This is a genomic window from Amycolatopsis lurida, assembly GCF_900105055.1.
Lineage (GTDB): Bacteria > Actinomycetota > Actinomycetes > Mycobacteriales > Pseudonocardiaceae > Amycolatopsis > Amycolatopsis lurida.
In genome coordinates this window covers 717,537-732,181 of the sequence record NZ_FNTA01000004.1, presented here as the reverse complement: position 1 = coordinate 732,181, position 14,645 = coordinate 717,537, and the positions used below count along the sequence as shown (strand labels likewise).

Sequence of the window (14,645 nt, the reverse complement as noted above, 5' to 3'; positions counted from 1 at the left end):
GTCAGGGACGGCGGACCACGAAAGGTCCGAGGGCGAGCAGGTCGATGGGGGCCGAACCGAAGCACTCCAGCGCGTCGCGCGGGGAATCGACCATCGGCCTGCCCGCGGTGTTGAGGCTGGTGTTGACCACGGCGGGCAGTCCGGTACGCCGTTCGAACGCGCCGAGCATTCTCGCCACGAGCGGTTCGACGGCGGCGTCGACGGTCTGCACGCGGGCGGTGCCGTCGACATGCGTGACGGCCGGGATGCGATCCCTCCACTCCGGCGCGACGTCGTGTACGAAGAGCATGTACGGGCTGGGAAGCGGGCCGCGGGAGAAGATGTCACCCGCGCGTTCCTCGAGCACCATCGGGGCGACCGGGCGGAACTGTTCGCGGCCCTTCACGTCGTTCAGCCGTTCCAGATTGGCCTCGTGCCCGGGATGCGCGAGCAGCGACCGGTGCCCGAGCGCGCGCGGGCCGAATTCGGATCGGCCCTGGAACCAGGCCACGATCCGGTTATCGGCCAGCGCTTCGGCGACGGCCTCCGCGACGTCGTCCGGGCGCTCGTAGCGCACGTTAGCGGTCTTGAGCGCGTTCTCCAGCTGGTCGTCCGTGAAGCCGCGGCCCAGGTCCGCACCGGTCATCGGGCTCCCGCGTTCACCGAAGTCGGCGGCGAGTTGCAGCGCCGCGCCGAGCGCGGTGCCGGCGTCACCGGCGGCGGGCTGAACCCAGATCCGGTCGAACGGACCCTCGGCGTGGAGCCGGGTGTTGGCGACGCAGTTGAGCGCGATCCCGCCCGCCATCGCGAGGTCGGTGTGTCCGGTGTGCTCGTGGACCTTGGCCGCGAGTTCGAGGAGCACGTCCTCCAGGCAGCGCTGCACGCTCGCGGTCAGATCGGCGTGGATCTGCCCGGGTTCCTGCCCCGGTTCGACGGCGGGCGCGAACGAGGCCCAGTCGATCTCGTCGGTACGGAACCCCATTCCGTTGGTGTGCACGCTCTCCGCGATCCGGTCGAGGAAGCGGGGCTTCCCATAGGAGGCCAGCGCCATCACCTTGTACTCGTCGCTGGACCGGGCGAATCCGAGGTGCTCGGTCAGATCCTCGTACATCAGCCCGAGGGAATGGGGGAGCCGTTGCTCGGCGAGCTCTTCGAACTTGCCGTCGCGGTACTCGCCCGCGAGATAGGACGTGCTCTCGCCGCGGCCGTCGGCCACCAGTACCGCGCAGTCGTCGAACGGCGCGGCGAGCGCGGCCGAGGCGGCGTGCGCGACGTGGTGCCGGACGAACCGGACGGTCGCGGGATCCAGCCCGGGCAAGGCCGCCTTGAGGAACGCGGGAGCCCGCCGGGCGAAGTCGGTGCGGAGGCATTCGTTCTTCCCGTCATGCCCCGCCAGGCCCGGCTCGACGAGCGCCGGATCGTACGAATAGCCGACGACGTCGAGATCCTGCGCGGAGATTCCCGCCTCCGCCAAGCACCATGCGGCGGCTTCGGCCGGCTGTTCCCAAGCGGAGAACGGCACCGGCCGCTTGCCGTGCTTGCGACGGCTGAACCGTTCTTCCTCCGCCGCGGCCACGATCTCACCATCGACCACGAGGGCCGCGGCCGGGTCGTGGAAAACGGCGTTGACACCGAGTATGCGCACCGGGCCACCTCTCCGGTCGGGGATGCGGGCCGTGACCCGCGCTTACTCCCGTAGCGCTACCCGGTGCAGTCGGCGATAAACGACGCGGCGCAAAAGCCCAGGACGTCGCTACTGAGCGAAGCGTCTCTCCGGGGATTCAGGGCCGGGCTCCGATTCGTCATTCGCGTGTCCAGACCCGTGACTCACGTGATTGAAGCCGTAACTCACGTGATCAGAGCCGGTCCGGCTTCAAGCACGCGTGTTCCGCCTCTAAGCACGTGAGTTACGGGTTCACGCACCGACGGCCGGGTGGGGGCCGGACCGCCGCCGCGCGAACCAGGCGACGGTGCGCGGAAGTCCTTCCGTCAGCGGGACTTCCGGCTCCCAGCCGAGCTCCCGGCGGGCACGGGAGATGTCCGGGCAGCGGCGGGCCGGATCGTCGACCGCCGCTTCGACGTGCTCGATCCGCGACGCGCTGCCGGTGACGGCCAGGACCTCCTCCGCGATCCGCAGCACGGTGAGTTCGTGCGGATTGCCCAGATTCACCGGGCCGGGCACGTCGGAGCCGGCCAGCGCGATCAGCCCGCCGACCGTGTCGTCGACGTAGCAGAGGGAACGGGTCTGGTCGCCGGTGCCGGTCACGGTGAGCGGCTCGCCCGCCAGCGCCTGTCCGATGAACGTCGGGATCATGCGGCCGTCGTCGGGGCGCATGCGCGGGCCGTAGGTGTTGAAGATCCGGGCTATGCCGGTGTTCACGGCCCGTTCCCGGCGCATGGCCGACGTGAGCGCTTCGGCGTACCGCTTGGCCTCGTCGTAGACGCTGCGCGGTCCGATCGGGTTCACGTTCCCCCAGTATTCCTCGCGCTGCGGGTGCTCCTGCGGATCGCCGTAGACCTCGCTCGTCGAAGCGAGGACGAAGCGGGCGTCGTCGCGTTCGGCGATGTCCAGCGCTCGCTCTGTGCCGTGCGAGCCCGCGCGCAGCGTCTCGAGCGGCAGGCGGAAGTAGTCACGGGGCGAGGCGGCGGACGCGAGGTGGAAGACGACGTCGAACGGGCCGGGCGCACTCATCGGCCCGGTGACGTCGCGGGCGAGAAGCCGGAACCCCGGCCGCTCGAGCAGATGCGCCACGTTGGCCGTGACGGCCGTGGCGAAATTGTCGGCCGCGACGACCTCCGTGCCCGCGTCCAGCAGACGTTCGCACAGATGCGAACCGACGAAACCCGCGCCCCCGGTCACCAGCACTCTGTTCATGGCGACTGGCTACCCGCGGTAAGGGGCGGAAAAACCGTGTGAATCAGGAGATGAGGGGTAAGCCTCGGATATGCGTGCATTGGTGATCGGCTGGGCGAGCTTCCGGCACGGCGAAGCGACGGCAGGAGACGTTCTCAGCATGCGCAGGGTCGACGAGGCGTTATCTACCATGGGGCTTCCGCACGACCTGGCGTGGAGCCCGGTCTATCGGCCGGGCGACGTGAACTACGAAGAGGTGGATCCGGCGCGGTACAGCCACGTGGTGTTCGTCTGCGGGCCCGCGCACGGCAGGCAGGTACGCGAGGTGCATCGGCGGTTCGCCCACTGCCACCGGATCGCCGTCGGGGTCTCGGTGATCGATCCGGAGGACGACACGGTCACGGGCTTCGACGAAATCTTCGCCCGGGACCAGGGCGGACTCGGCTCGCCGGACCTTTCCCTGGGCGTGCCGACCGACACGGTACTGGTGACGGGGGTGATCCTGGCGCCGGGACAACAGGAGTACGGCGACTTGGGCCACCACGCGGCGGTGCACGCCTCGGTGAAGGACTGGATCGCCGGGGTCGACTGCGCCCGGGTGCCGCTCGACACGCGGCTGGCGGCGTCGGATTGGGAACGCTGTGAGACACCGGACCAGTTCACGTCGATCCTGTCGCATCTGGACGTCGTGGTCACGACGCGGCTGCACGGGCTGGTCCTGAGTCTGCAGGCAGGTGTGCCCGCCTTGGCCATCGACCCGGTCGAGGGCGGCGGCAAGGTCACCGCACAGGCCGACGCGCTCGGCTGGCCCGCTCTCGTGCCCGCCGAGGAAGCGGCCAACCGGGACGTGCTCGACTCCTGGTGGCGCTGGTGTTCCTCGGTACAGGGCCGGGCGATGGCCGCGCTGCGCGCGCTGCCCGGCGACGACGGGCTGATGCGGGACATGGTGAAGGCGCTCAAGACCAGGCCGGTGCGATGAGCGCGACCGCGACGACGGTGGTGATCGCCACCCGCGATCGGGCACCGGAACTGGAACGGACATTGCGACGGCTCACCGCGCTGCGGCCGCCACCGCCGATCGTGGTGGTGGACAACGGCTCGTCCGACGGCACGGCGGCCATGGCCGCCGCGTTCCCGGGGGTGCGCGTCGTCCGGCTGCCCCGCAACATCGGTGTGTCCGCGAGGAATCTCGGGGTCGCGGTGGCGCGGACGCCCTATGTCGCCTTCAGCGACGACGATTCCTGGTGGGCGGAGGACGCGCTCGCCGAGGCCGAGCGCATCCTCGACACGCACGGCGACGTCGGCCTGGTCGCCGCGAAAACCCTGGTGGGGGAGGAAGAACGGGAGGATCCGGTCGTCTCGCTGATGGCCGCCAGCCCCCTCGGCAAGCCCGACGGGCTTCCCGGGCCCGCGGTGCTCGGGTTCCTCGCCTGCTCCGCGGTCGTCCGGCGGTCCGCCTATCTGCAGGCGGCGGGTTTCCACCCCCTGCTGCATTTCGGTGCCGAGGAGCGGCTGCTGTCCTACGACCTGGCTGCACGCGGCTGGTGGCTCTGCTACGCCGAGGACGTGCGGGCGCACCACCATCCGTCGCCGGTGCGGCCGTCGCCGTCGTGGCGTGAGCGCGCCGAACTCCGCAACCGGATGCTGATCACGGTGATGAGGCGGCCCGTACGCCGTTGTCTCGCCGAAGGATTCCGGGCGCTGGTCAGGGTACCCCGCGAACCACATGTGCTCGGCGCGCTCGCCGGGGTGCTCCGGCGGCTGCCCCGCGCGCTCGCCGACCGGCAACGGCTGCCCGCCTCGGTGGAGCGCCGCATCCGCGTTCTGGAACACGCCCATGGAGGATGAAGTGACGGACCGGATCACGGTCGTGGTGATCACGCACAACCGGCGCGGGCAGCTGCTGGAAACCCTCGGCTCGATGATCGCGCTGCCCGACGCGGCGCCGATCGTGGTGGTGGACAACGCTTCCCGCGACGGTACGGCGGACGCCGTCGAGGAACGGTTCCCGTCGATCCGGGTGATCCGCTCGTCCCGGAACCTCGGCGCCGTCGCACGCAATCTCGCCGTCCGTGCGGTGGAGACGCCGTATGTGGCTTTCTGCGACGACGACACCCGGTGGCAGCCGGGGTCCCTGCGGCGAGCCGTCGAGCAGCTCGACGCCCATCCCGGGCTGGGTGTGGTGACCGGGCGATGCCTGGTGGAGCCGGCTCTGACCGAGGACCCGATCACCCCGGAGCTGCGGCACTCACCGGTCCCAGGCCCGGACTGGCTGCCCGGCCCGGCGCTGCTGGGTGTCATGGCGGGTCTGTCGGCCGTCCGCGTCCGCGCGTTCCACGAGGTCGGCGGCTTCTCCGACCGGATGTGGCTCGGCGGAGAGGAGGAGCTGTTCGCCCTCGACCTCGCGGCCAAGGGCTGGTGGATGTGCTGGGACGAGGAGATGGTGATCCACCATGCCCCCTCGGCCGTCCGCGATCCGCGGCGGCGTCGTCAGCTCGGCATCCGCAACACCCTGTGGACGTTGTGGCTGCGCCGTCCACCCGGCAGCATCGCGCGCCGGATGGTCACGGTGCTGCGTTCGGCGCCGTTCGACCGGGCCACGTTCGCGGCGGTGGCGGAAGCGATGCGGGGGATCCCCTGGGTGCTGCGAGAGCGTGCGGTGGTCCCGGCGGGAGTGGAGCGCGGGCTGGTGCTGCTGGAGGAGTCGCAGCGGAAGTCGTTGGCGCGACGGTACGTGGGGTGATGCGAAAGGCGCTTCGCAACGTCGGTGGGGTGGGTAGGTCGGTGTTGCGAAAGCCACTTTCGCAACCTTCAAGGTTGTGAAAGCCACTTTCGCAACATCGACGGGTGGACAGGGGCGCGGACGAAACCGGCTCAGCGCACCGCGAAAGCCGCCTGAAGGGTCAGGAAGGCGAAGCGGCAGTCGCCACTTCCGTCTCCCCGCTCAAAACCCGCCCATAAGTACGCAAGGTGTCCGCGGCCACCCGGTCCCACGAGTAGCGCGCCCGCACCCGGTCGGTCCCGGCGATCCCGAAGGACTCGCGTGCCGAGGCATCACTGAGGAGCCGCCGCAGTGCTCCCGCCAGGTCCTTCGGGTTGCGCGGCGGGACCAGCAGGCCCGTGACGCCGTCGACGACGGTGTCGGTCAGCCCGCCGACGGCGGTCGCCACGACCGGGACGCCGCACGCCATCGCCTCCAGCGGCACGATGCCGAACGGTTCGTACCAAGGCGTGCAGACCACCGCGTCCGCGGAGCGCAGAAGCGCGGGCATGTTCTCGCGGGACACCAGTCCCGCCAGGTGTACGCGGTCGGCGACGCCGGCCTGGTCGGCGATCTTCCGGAGCCGCCGCACTTCCGGAGCCTCGTCGAGCGGGCCCGCGTCCGGGCCGCCCGCGATGACCAGTTCCGCGTCCGGAACCGAGGGCAGCGCGGCGATGGCGAGGTCGAAACCCTTGCGCGGCACCAGCCTGCCGACACTGACGATCCGCTGGCGAGCCGTGCGGGGAGCACACCCACCATCCGGGGTGAACTCGGTCAAGGCCACTCCACAAGGGACGACGGACGCGCGGGAGCGCGGCAGGCCCATCCGCACGAGTTCGAAGACCTCGTCCGAGCAGGTCGCGATCACCCGGTCGGCCTGTTTGGCGATCATCCGCTCGAGCCGGATCCGTTCGGGCGGGCTTGTGTCCTTTTTGCCCTGATAGCGCCGTTTCACCACTCCCAGCGCGTGAAAGGTCTGGGTCACCGGGATGCCGAGATCCTTCGCCGCGAGGATCGAAGCCAGGCCGGACATCCAGAAATGCGCGTGGACGACGTCCGGCCGGTCCTTGGCCCAGCGCGAGCGCAGTATCCGGCCGAACTCTCCCATATGCGGCAGCAATTCGTCCTTCGGCAGCTTCCTCGCCGGCCCCGCCGGGACGTGGACGACGCGGTAGCCGTCCGGCGTTTCGACCGCCGCGGCGACGCGCCGGTTCTCGCGGCGCGTGTAGACGGTGACGTCGTGGCCCTGCCTGCTCAGCGCGGCGGAAAGCTCGGCGACGTGGACGTTCTGGCCCCCGGCGTCGGCTCCGCCGAGTGCGGCGAGCGGGCTGGCGTGTTCGGAAACCATCGCGATCCTCATCGGACTCCTTCCCGCCGCGATCGGCGTGGTCAAGCGGTCACCTCGGTCAGCAGGGCGTCCCAGCGGTCGAGGAACGTGTCGAGCCCGTAATGGCTCAACGCGAACTCGCGTGCGGATTTCCCCGCCAGTACGGCGAAATCGGGTTCATGGATCAATTCGCGGTAAGCCCGCGCCAGTACCTCGATGTCCGTCGAGACGGCACCTGCGTCGGGCGGGACCGCGAGAACGGCTTCGGTGGTCGCCAGTGCGACGACCGGCATGCCGAGGTGCATCGCTTCGAGCAGCGAGAGCCCCAGCGACGTCCATCGGGCGGTGTGCAGGTAGACACGGCGCCGGGCGACCTCGGCGTGCAGTTCCCGGCTGCGCAGGTCGCCGCCGGGACGCACCGCGGGGTGACGGCCTTCGAGGTCTTCGCTGCCGATCCCGTACACGTCGACCGGCGCGATCTCGGCGAAAGCGGGCAGCAGGTCGGTCCCGGTGATCCGCCCACGCCTCGCGGGTTCGTTGATCAAGGCGGCGCCGTGGGGGAGTTCCCCGGTGTAGCGCTCACCCGGATCGGGGATCCCGTGCGGGACGACCACCGTGGGCGCGTTCCCGGAGTCCCACATCAGTTCGTTGAAATGAGTGACGTGGACCAGCGGAATGTCGTCCCGGTCGGCCAGCGGGTGCCGGGTGGTGGCCGCGTGTTCCCGCGGCGTGTTGTGCTCGACGTAGACGGCGGGCACTTCCTTGCCGGGGCGGCGGCGCAGCCACCGCGCCGCCAGCTGGATCTCCTCGGGCCGCTGGAGGACGACGACGTCGACGTCGAGCTCTTTCAGATCGTCGACCGGGACCTCCTCGGCGGAGGGCCAGTCACGGCCGCTGAGCCCGCGTCCCCAAGGCCCGCCCTCGGCGAGCAGCGGCAAGTGGTAGCGATGGCCGCCCTGCACGAAGGATTCGGTCCAGGACCCGTGAACGTGCCACAGGAGGATCCGGAGCGGGACCTTTTTCGTCATATCCGCCAAGTTGCCCGTTGTGAACGGACTAAACGTTTTCCCTTGTCTTACTTTGCTTTCGCCGGGAAACACGAGTGGCCGCGATACCCACCAGGAGTGCCGCGAGCGAGCTCAGCGCGTGGAGGGTGTTGTCGGCCCAGTTGAGATTGACCGCGTCACCGGACAGGTCCGTCCCCGCCGAAAGCACCCCGAACGCGGTCAACCCGGCGAACGCCACGAAAGCCATCCAGCAGTAGGCCGGGATCGCGGACGGTTTGATCACCGCGACCAGACCGAGCACACCGAGCACGGTGCGGATGACGTCCAACATGCCGGTCGCGCTGAAGATCCACAGGGTGTTCTCGCCCGCCTGGTTCGCTTCGGGGAGGAAGAAGAAGCCGAGCACACCCAAGACGAGATGGACCAGTGCGACGATCAGCACCACCGGTCGCAGAAGAAAGCCTGTCGTACGCAGGTTCATCGGAAACGCCTCCGTCTCGCCGCGAGCCCGTCGGATACCCCGTGAAGACGCCATGAAACTCCCCCGGCCGGGCGAGCCGGGGGAGGAGTTCCGCGTACCGGCTCAGCCGGACTGCGGGTCGGTGTCGTCGTGGGGGTCGCCGGACGAAGTGCCCTGCTCCCCGCGAACCTCTTCGCGCTCTTCCTCGTCCCGTTTCTCGCCGGGGTCGGCCTTCTTCTCCATCGGGGGCTCCTTCGGTCGCTTGTCCCTGCGGCTACCCCCTTCCAGCCGCCTCCAACCCTCGGAGCGCCGGCCATTGTGGACGTTTGGCACCGCACGACCGGGGTAGCCGGGAGCAACATCGGCGAACCCGGAGGGGACATGACCGCGATCTCCAATGCAGCAGCGATTCCACTCGCCCCGGCGCGGCCCCGGCTGCTGCGACCGCCGGGGGTGTACCGCCCGCAACACGACACCTGGATGCTGGCGAGCGCGTTGAGCACGTCAGGAATGCCCGCCGGGGCGAGAGTTCTCGACCTCTGCACCGGCACCGGTGCACTCGCGCTGGCGGCCGCGGCGCACGGCGCCGGGTCGGTGACCGCGGTGGACATCTCCCGGCGCGCGCTGGCCGCGGTCTGGGTCAATTCGCGGCTGCGCGGGTTTCCGGTCCGGCCGCTTCTGGGCGGCCTGGCCGAAGCGGCGCGCGGTGGTCCGTTCGACGTGGTGCTGGCGAACCCGCCGTACGTGCCGTCCCCGGTGCCCGCGGCCGGGGCCGCCCGGGCGTGGGACGCCGGGCCGGACGGCCGGATCGTGCTCGACCAGGTGTGCGCCGGGGCGGCGTCCCTGGTGGCGCCGGGCGGCTACCTGATGATCGTCCACTCCGCGGTCGCCGACCCCGGTAAGTCGCTGGAGCAACTGCGGGCGGCCGGAATGACGCCTTCGGTGGTCGCCACCCGGTCGATCCCCTTCGGCCCCGTCATGCGGGCACGGGCCGCCTTCCTCGAAGCGGCGGGCCTGATCGGCGCCGAGCAGCGCCACGAGGAACTGGTGGTGATCCGTGCCGACCGGCCGTGAGACCAGGGTCCGGATCGAACCCGGCGGGCCCCTCCTGGTGGAGGGGCCGGTCGAGATCGTCACCGAAGACGGCGAGACGGTGACCTCGGATCGCTTCGTGGTCGCCCTGTGCGCCTGCCGCCGCAGCAAGCGCTACCCGTTCTGCGACACCAGCCACCGCCGCCGTTCACGGCAAGGGGTGCAGCGGCCTCAGGAGTGAGCTTTCCCCGGCTGACCAGGCGCCCAGCAGGTGCTCGGTCAGCCGGCCCTCCAGGAGTTCGGTGGCTTGGACTCCGAGTGCGATGTCCGCCGCCAGCTCCGGCTCACGGTCGAGCAGGTCGCCGACGACGTCGTGCCGCAGCACCTGTTCGTGCACCGCGTCGGCCTCGATGTGCTCGGTGTAGAAGTACCGGCATTCGGCGGCCCCGCCGAGACGTTCTAGCGCCTGGTCCATACGCCGGGCGGCGGGCGCGGTGGTGATCTCGGCGGCGGCGAAGTGCCCGACGAGCGCGCCGCGCAGGCGCCGGTGCAGGCCGAACAGCGACATCATGTTCACCGTCGCGAGCGTGCACGCGGGGACGTGATCTAGGTAGGCGAGGTATCCGGACGACAGGCCGGCCGCGCTCAGCAGATCCGCGAACAGGCGGGAATGCGCCTGCTCGGCTCGCCCGCCGCCGAACTCGTCGAACTCCACCGCGACCAGCGCCGCCTTGGCCCTGCCCCGGAGCCGCGGGATCACCCAGGCGTGGGGGTCGGCCTCTTTGAGATGGTAGATCGACCGGTGCGCGAAGTACTCCTCGACATGCCACCATTCGCCCTCGTCCCGCAGGAAGTGCGAAACGCCGCTGCCGTCGACCGGTTCGACGAGCAACTCGTCCAGCAACCCGCCGACGTCGTCCCCACCGGGTACGGCTGCTCGGATGCCGTCGAGGAACGTCTGCTCCAGAACGGACCGGAAGCCCAGCAGCCGGGGGTCCCATTCCCACGCGGAGTCGACGCCGTCGAAGCCCTGGTAGTGCAGCTCGTAGCAGACGTGCAGCGCCACCTGCAGGTCTTCACCGAACGGGTCGGCGCCGGCCGCCGTTTCGAGGTCGAAGTCGTCACGGCGTCCGCCTGCCAGGGTGTCCACCACGGCGGCCGAGAGCGGGCCGCGGATCTCGGGCAGCCTCGCGGCCACCTCACGGTCGATCGTCGTCATATCCCGGGAGTACCCGGTCTAGGCGTGCGGAACCGTCTCTTCGGTCAGCATCCGCAAGACCGCGACCTCGCCGTCGGCGGCGGCCCGGCGCTGCCGTTCGGCTCCGGTACCCTCCCGTTCCAGCTGCCCGAGAAGGGTGCGGACGAGGTCCGCGTCACCGGTCTCCTCCAGCGCCTGCTTGGCATGCGCCAGCAGCGCGGCGACCCGATCGCCCACCGGGACCGGTTTGCCCGCCACCGGGTCGACGGCCGGCCCCGAAAGACCGTGACGCGCGGCCGACCACACCGCGGCGGCGGCGATTTGCGGATCCAGCGGCGTGGCCTCCACGCCGCGGTCCAGCTCGGTGAGGGCGGTGCACACCAGCGCGCGGGTCAGCAGGCCCTGGAGGACGGCTTCGTCCACGGTGGACGCGGTGTCGGCGGCGCGGACCTCGACGGTGGGCCACCGAGCGGACGGCCTCGCGAGCCAGAAGGTCTGGTTCTCGTCCACGAGGACACCGCAGTCCACCAGCCGTCCGACCTGCTCCTCGTAGGCGGCCGCGTCGGCGAAGTACGGTGCGACGCCCGAGCCGGGGAAACGGCTTTGCTCGACCATCCGCCAGCTCTCGTAACCGGTGTCGCGACCGCCCTCGAAGGGCGAGTTGCCCGACAGCGCCAGCAAGGTGGGCAGCCATTCACCCAGGTGGTTGACGACGGCGACCGCGGTCTCGCGGTCGGGTACCCCGACGTGCACGTGACATCCGCAGGCCTCATACGCCTTGACCACGCCTGCGTACAGCGCGTCGACCTTGCCGAACCGGTCGTCGGAGCCGTAGTCGCGCTCGGGTGAACGACGTGGGGGAGTGCCGGCGGCGATGACGGCGCAATCCTCGCCCGCGGCCGCTTCGGCGAGCGTGCGGCGCCCGGCGGTCAGGTGTTCGTACAGCTCGTCGGCCGTTTCGCAGACCCCGGTGGCGGCCTCGATCTGGGTCGGCCGCAGTTCGCGGTGGACCGCGGCACCGTCCGGCAGCGGACAGCAGATCCGGTGCCGTTCGAGCACCGCCTCCGCCCGAGGACAGCTCACCCCGGTCCGGGGGTCGACCAGCAGGAACTCCTCTTCGATACCGATGCCGGTCATCACCGCTCCCGTTTCTTCGGCAGCGCGCGGACGGCCGGCCCCTGGATCACCGACCCGTCCAGACCGAACCGCGAACCGTGGCAAGGGCAGTCCCAGGTCTTCTCCGCGTTGTTGAACGCGACGAGACAGCCCAGATGCGTGCAGTGGGCCCCGACAGCGTGCAGTTCGCCGCCCGGATCGCGGTAGGCGGCGACGAGTTCGCCGCCATCACGGGTCACCTTCGCCTCACCGGGCAGGAGCTCTTCCACGGATGCGGGTTTGCGCAACGCGCTGAGATGGTCGCCGACCAGGAACTTCGCCACGGTGGCGTTGTTCTCGACGGTCGAGATCGCGGACCGGAGGTCGAAGCGGTTCGGGTCGTAGAGACCCGCGGACGGGTTGTCGCGTCCGGTGAGGAGATCCGCGAGCAACAGCCCGGCCGCCGTGCCGCCGGTCATGCCCCACTGGCCGAAGCCGGTGGCGACCCAGAGGTGGCGGCTCGCCGGGTGATAACGCCCCACGTACGGTACAGAGTCCAAAGTAGACAGATCATGGGCGGACCACCGGTGGGTGACGCGATGCACGGCCGCGTGCTCGCCCGCCCAGCTCGCCAGCCGTTCGTAACGGCTTTCGACGTCGACGGAGTCGCCGACCCGGTAATGCTCGCCGCCGACGACCGCGTACGGGACGCCGTCCATGAGGTAGCTCCGCACGGAATGGTGGGTGTCGGCGTCGAGGTACATCCCCTCCGGTGGGCGGTTGCCTTCGACCGGCCCGGCGACCACCAGGTCGCGCACCGGGTCGAGCCGGGCGAAGAACAGTCCGCGGTCGAAAACGGGGTAGTGGGTCGTCACCACGACCTCGCCCGCCCGTACTTCGCCGGAGCTGGTGCGCACCTTGACGCCGCCGAGTTCGTCGACGCCTTCCGCACGCACACCTTCGACGATCGTCCCGCCCGCGCGTTCGATCTCGTCCGCCAGCGCGAGCAGCCAGCGGCGCGGGTGGAAGTGCGCTTGTGAGGCGAACTTCACCGCGCCGAGGGCGGGCACGTCGAGGTCGACCTCGGTGACGTAGGAGGCCGGGAGCCCGGCCTCGGCGGCCGCTTCCGCCTCCCGTTCGAGGCTTTCGACCGTCCCGGGATGGGTCGTGTAGACGAAACTGTCGGCGCGGGTGAAACCGCAGTCGACGCCGAGTTCGGCCGTGGCCGCGGCGATCCAGTCCAACGCGGCCGCCTGCGTGTACGCGTACATCGCGGCGGCTTCGGAACCCTTGGTCTTGGCCAGCGTGGCGTACTTGAGCCCGTGCTGGGTGCTGATCTTCGCCGTGGTGTGGCCGGAAACTCCTGCCGCGAGGCGGCCGGCTTCCAGCACCAGGACCGAACGCCCGGCCCTCGCCAGCCGGTACGCCGTCGTGAGCCCGGCGATACCGCCGCCGAGCACGGCGACGTCGACCTCCGACGGCAACGGCGTTCCCGTGCGGTCGGGAGCGGGAGCGGTGTCGAGCCACAGTGAACGCGTTCCGGGCAACTCCGTCATGACGGCCGGATTCCCGGGCGGCGACAGGGGCAAACCAGGGTTTTCCGGAACTTCGGAGCGGGTAGCACTGGCCTATGACCACATCCTCCACGTCCCCAGAGGAAAAGAACATCTTCGTCATCGGTCTCGACGACAGCAATGAGGAGGTGTTGAGACGAATTCCCGGCGCCGACCGGTATCGCTTCCACGCCTTGCTGTCGCCCGAGGAACTCCAGCACGGCGAGATCCCGATCGTGGAACTCGTGGAGAAGGCCGAGGCGCAGCTGGACGCCTTCGACGGCTCGATCGACGCGATCGTCAGCTACTGGGACTTCCCGTCTTCGACGATGGTGGCCATGCTGTGCGAGAAGTACGGTCTTCCCGGTGTTTCGCTCGAGGCCGTGCTGAAATGCGAGCACAAGTACTGGAGCAGGCTCGAACAGTCGAAGGTGATCGACGAGGTGCCGGCGTTCGGCATCGTCGACCTGGACGAGGACGATCCCCGGCCGCCGGAGGGCGTCGACTACCCCATGTGGCTCAAGCCGGTGAAGTCGTTCTCGTCGGAGCTGGCCTTCCACGTCGGCGACGAGGACGAGTTCGCCAAGGCCGTCGCCGAGATCCGGGCGGGTGTGGACAGGGTCGGCAAGCCCTTCGAGCGCGTCCTCGCCACGGTCGACCTCCCGGCCGAGGTGGCCGCCGCCGGGGGAGCCGCGTGCCTCGCGGAAGGCGAGCTCAACGGCGTGCAGGCCGCGACCGAAGGCTATGTCTACAAAGGACAGGTCACGGTCTACGGTGTGCTCGATTCGATCAACTACCCCGATACCACCTCGTTCCTCCGGCATCAGTACCCGTCCCAGCTGCCGGAGGACGCCGTCGAGCGGATGAAGGAGATCTCCGTCCGCGTGATGGAGCAGATCGGCTTCGACAACGCCACGTTCAGCATCGAGTTCTTCTGCCACCCCGAATCCGGGCAGGCCTGCCTGCTGGAGATCAACCCTCGGCACTCGCAGTCCCACGCGGAGCTGTTCGAATACGTCGACGGGGTGGCGAACCACCAGATCATGGTCCAGCTGGGCCTCGGTCAGGATCCCCGGACCCGGCGGAACCGGGGCGACTACCGGATCGCGGGCAAGTGGTACTACCGCCGCTTCCGCGACGGGCTGGTCACCCGGGTGCCCACCCGCGGCGAGATCGCGGACCTGGAGGCGGAAATCCCCGGGGTGAAAATCGAGACGGTGGCCGAGAAGGGTATCCGGCTCTCCGACCTGCCCGAACAGGACAGTTACAGCTACGAGCTCGCGCACATCTTCGTCGCGGCGCAGACCGAACGGGAGATGGAGAGCAAATACCGCCGGTGCGTGGAGGCGCTGCGGTTCGACTTCGAGGAGGGATAGCCC

The 14,645-nt window shown here is 69.9% G+C and carries 14 protein-coding genes; 6 read left to right on the top strand and 8 right to left on the bottom strand.

Annotation, left to right across the window (positions count from 1 at the left end; translation table 11 throughout):
- Nucleotide 1: 1 nt before the first annotated feature.
- Nucleotides 2-1,624, bottom strand: coding sequence for a carbamoyltransferase family protein (locus tag BLW75_RS08500; protein ID WP_034322954.1), 1,623 nt, complete (start codon nucleotides 1,622-1,624; stop codon nucleotides 2-4).
- A 270-nt stretch (nucleotides 1,625-1,894) separates the two neighbouring features.
- On the bottom strand, nucleotides 1,895-2,854 hold the full coding sequence (locus BLW75_RS08495; protein ID WP_034322957.1) for an NAD-dependent epimerase/dehydratase family protein: 960 nt from the start codon (nucleotides 2,852-2,854) through the stop codon (nucleotides 1,895-1,897).
- Between the two features lie 70 nt (nucleotides 2,855-2,924).
- Between BLW75_RS08495 and BLW75_RS08490 the strand changes: the two genes are divergently transcribed.
- From BLW75_RS08490 to BLW75_RS08480, 3 genes are read left to right on the top strand one after another with little or no spacing between them, the layout of a single operon-like run.
- A complete protein-coding gene (locus BLW75_RS08490) occupies nucleotides 2,925-3,812 on the top strand; it encodes a polysaccharide pyruvyl transferase family protein (protein WP_034322960.1) in 888 nt (295 codons plus the stop codon).
- Entirely contained in the window at nucleotides 3,809-4,681 is an 873-nt protein-coding gene (locus tag BLW75_RS08485) for a glycosyltransferase family 2 protein (protein ID WP_034322963.1), read from the top strand. Before BLW75_RS08490 ends, BLW75_RS08485 begins: the two co-directional genes overlap by 4 nt.
- Nucleotides 4,671-5,576 carry a glycosyltransferase family 2 protein gene (locus BLW75_RS08480; RefSeq protein WP_034322966.1) on the top strand — a complete coding sequence of 302 codons (906 nt, stop codon included), beginning with the start codon at nucleotides 4,671-4,673 and terminating at the stop codon, nucleotides 5,574-5,576. The genes BLW75_RS08485 and BLW75_RS08480 overlap by 11 nt, the downstream gene beginning before the upstream one ends.
- Before the next feature lie 160 nt (nucleotides 5,577-5,736).
- On the opposite strand, the gene BLW75_RS08475 is transcribed toward BLW75_RS08480, so the two are convergent.
- From BLW75_RS08475 to BLW75_RS08465, 3 genes are read right to left on the bottom strand one after another with little or no spacing between them, the layout of a single operon-like run.
- Nucleotides 5,737-6,954 (bottom strand): glycosyltransferase, encoded by a 1,218-nt coding sequence (locus tag BLW75_RS08475; protein ID WP_034322968.1) that lies wholly within the window; start codon nucleotides 6,952-6,954, stop codon nucleotides 5,737-5,739.
- Nucleotides 6,955-6,983: 29 nt separating this feature from the next.
- Complete coding sequence (locus BLW75_RS08470) at nucleotides 6,984-7,949, bottom strand: glycosyltransferase (protein ID WP_034322971.1); 966 nt, start codon at nucleotides 7,947-7,949, stop codon at nucleotides 6,984-6,986.
- Between the two features lie 28 nt (nucleotides 7,950-7,977).
- Nucleotides 7,978-8,409, bottom strand: a complete 432-nt coding sequence (locus BLW75_RS08465; RefSeq protein ID WP_034322973.1) for a DUF4383 domain-containing protein — start codon at nucleotides 8,407-8,409, stop codon at nucleotides 7,978-7,980.
- Nucleotides 8,410-8,769: 360 nt separating this feature from the next.
- Here BLW75_RS08465 and BLW75_RS08460 point away from each other — a divergent pair, with 360 nt between their 5' ends.
- Both BLW75_RS08460 and BLW75_RS08455 read left to right on the top strand, forming a co-directional pair.
- On the top strand, nucleotides 8,770-9,462 hold the full coding sequence (locus tag BLW75_RS08460) for a methyltransferase (RefSeq protein WP_091597168.1): 693 nt from the start codon (nucleotides 8,770-8,772) through the stop codon (nucleotides 9,460-9,462).
- Nucleotides 9,446-9,661, top strand: a complete 216-nt coding sequence (locus BLW75_RS08455) for a CDGSH iron-sulfur domain-containing protein (RefSeq protein ID WP_034322975.1) — start codon at nucleotides 9,446-9,448, stop codon at nucleotides 9,659-9,661. The genes BLW75_RS08460 and BLW75_RS08455 overlap by 17 nt, the downstream gene beginning before the upstream one ends.
- On the opposite strand, the gene BLW75_RS08450 is transcribed toward BLW75_RS08455, so the two are convergent.
- The 3 genes from BLW75_RS08450 to BLW75_RS08440 are packed head-to-tail and all read right to left on the bottom strand — an operon-like array spanning nucleotide 9,629 to nucleotide 13,269.
- The gene (locus BLW75_RS08450) at nucleotides 9,629-10,639 is read right to left on the bottom strand and encodes an iron-containing redox enzyme family protein (RefSeq protein WP_034322979.1); all 1,011 of its coding nucleotides are present in this window, start codon (nucleotides 10,637-10,639) and stop codon (nucleotides 9,629-9,631) included. The two genes, BLW75_RS08455 and BLW75_RS08450, sit on opposite strands and share 33 nt — an antisense overlap.
- 18 nt (nucleotides 10,640-10,657) lie before the next feature.
- Nucleotides 10,658-11,755: a carboxylate-amine ligase gene (locus BLW75_RS08445; RefSeq protein ID WP_034322982.1), complete on the bottom strand. Its 1,098-nt coding sequence runs from the start codon at nucleotides 11,753-11,755 to the stop codon at nucleotides 10,658-10,660.
- Nucleotides 11,755-13,269 carry an FAD-dependent oxidoreductase gene (locus tag BLW75_RS08440; protein WP_034322986.1) on the bottom strand — a complete coding sequence of 505 codons (1,515 nt, stop codon included), beginning with the start codon at nucleotides 13,267-13,269 and terminating at the stop codon, nucleotides 11,755-11,757. Before BLW75_RS08440 ends, BLW75_RS08445 begins: the two co-directional genes overlap by 1 nt.
- Before the next feature lie 74 nt (nucleotides 13,270-13,343).
- Here BLW75_RS08440 and BLW75_RS08435 point away from each other — a divergent pair, with 74 nt between their 5' ends.
- Nucleotides 13,344-14,642, top strand: a complete 1,299-nt coding sequence (locus BLW75_RS08435; protein ID WP_034322989.1) for an ATP-grasp domain-containing protein — start codon at nucleotides 13,344-13,346, stop codon at nucleotides 14,640-14,642.
- Nucleotides 14,643-14,645: the final 3 nt, after the last annotated feature.

Coding starts and splice junctions, on each gene's coding strand:
- BLW75_RS08445 (WP_034322982.1), bottom strand. CDS start 11,755: ATGACCGGCATCGGTATCGAAGAGGAGTTCCTGCTGGTCGACCCCCGG.
- BLW75_RS08460 (WP_091597168.1), top strand. CDS start 8,770: ATGACCGCGATCTCCAATGCAGCAGCGATTCCACTCGCCCCGGCGCGG.
- BLW75_RS08465 (WP_034322973.1), bottom strand. CDS start 8,409: ATGAACCTGCGTACGACAGGCTTTCTTCTGCGACCGGTGGTGCTGATC.
- BLW75_RS08495 (WP_034322957.1), bottom strand. CDS start 2,854: ATGAACAGAGTGCTGGTGACCGGGGGCGCGGGTTTCGTCGGTTCGCAT.
- BLW75_RS08490 (WP_034322960.1), top strand. CDS start 2,925: ATGCGTGCATTGGTGATCGGCTGGGCGAGCTTCCGGCACGGCGAAGCG.
- BLW75_RS08485 (WP_034322963.1), top strand. CDS start 3,809: ATGAGCGCGACCGCGACGACGGTGGTGATCGCCACCCGCGATCGGGCA.
- BLW75_RS08435 (WP_034322989.1), top strand. CDS start 13,344: ATGACCACATCCTCCACGTCCCCAGAGGAAAAGAACATCTTCGTCATC.
- BLW75_RS08475 (WP_034322968.1), bottom strand. CDS start 6,954: ATGAGGATCGCGATGGTTTCCGAACACGCCAGCCCGCTCGCCGCACTC.
- BLW75_RS08470 (WP_034322971.1), bottom strand. CDS start 7,949: ATGACGAAAAAGGTCCCGCTCCGGATCCTCCTGTGGCACGTTCACGGG.
- BLW75_RS08480 (WP_034322966.1), top strand. CDS start 4,671: ATGGAGGATGAAGTGACGGACCGGATCACGGTCGTGGTGATCACGCAC.
- BLW75_RS08450 (WP_034322979.1), bottom strand. CDS start 10,639: ATGACGACGATCGACCGTGAGGTGGCCGCGAGGCTGCCCGAGATCCGC.
- BLW75_RS08440 (WP_034322986.1), bottom strand. CDS start 13,269: ATGACGGAGTTGCCCGGAACGCGTTCACTGTGGCTCGACACCGCTCCC.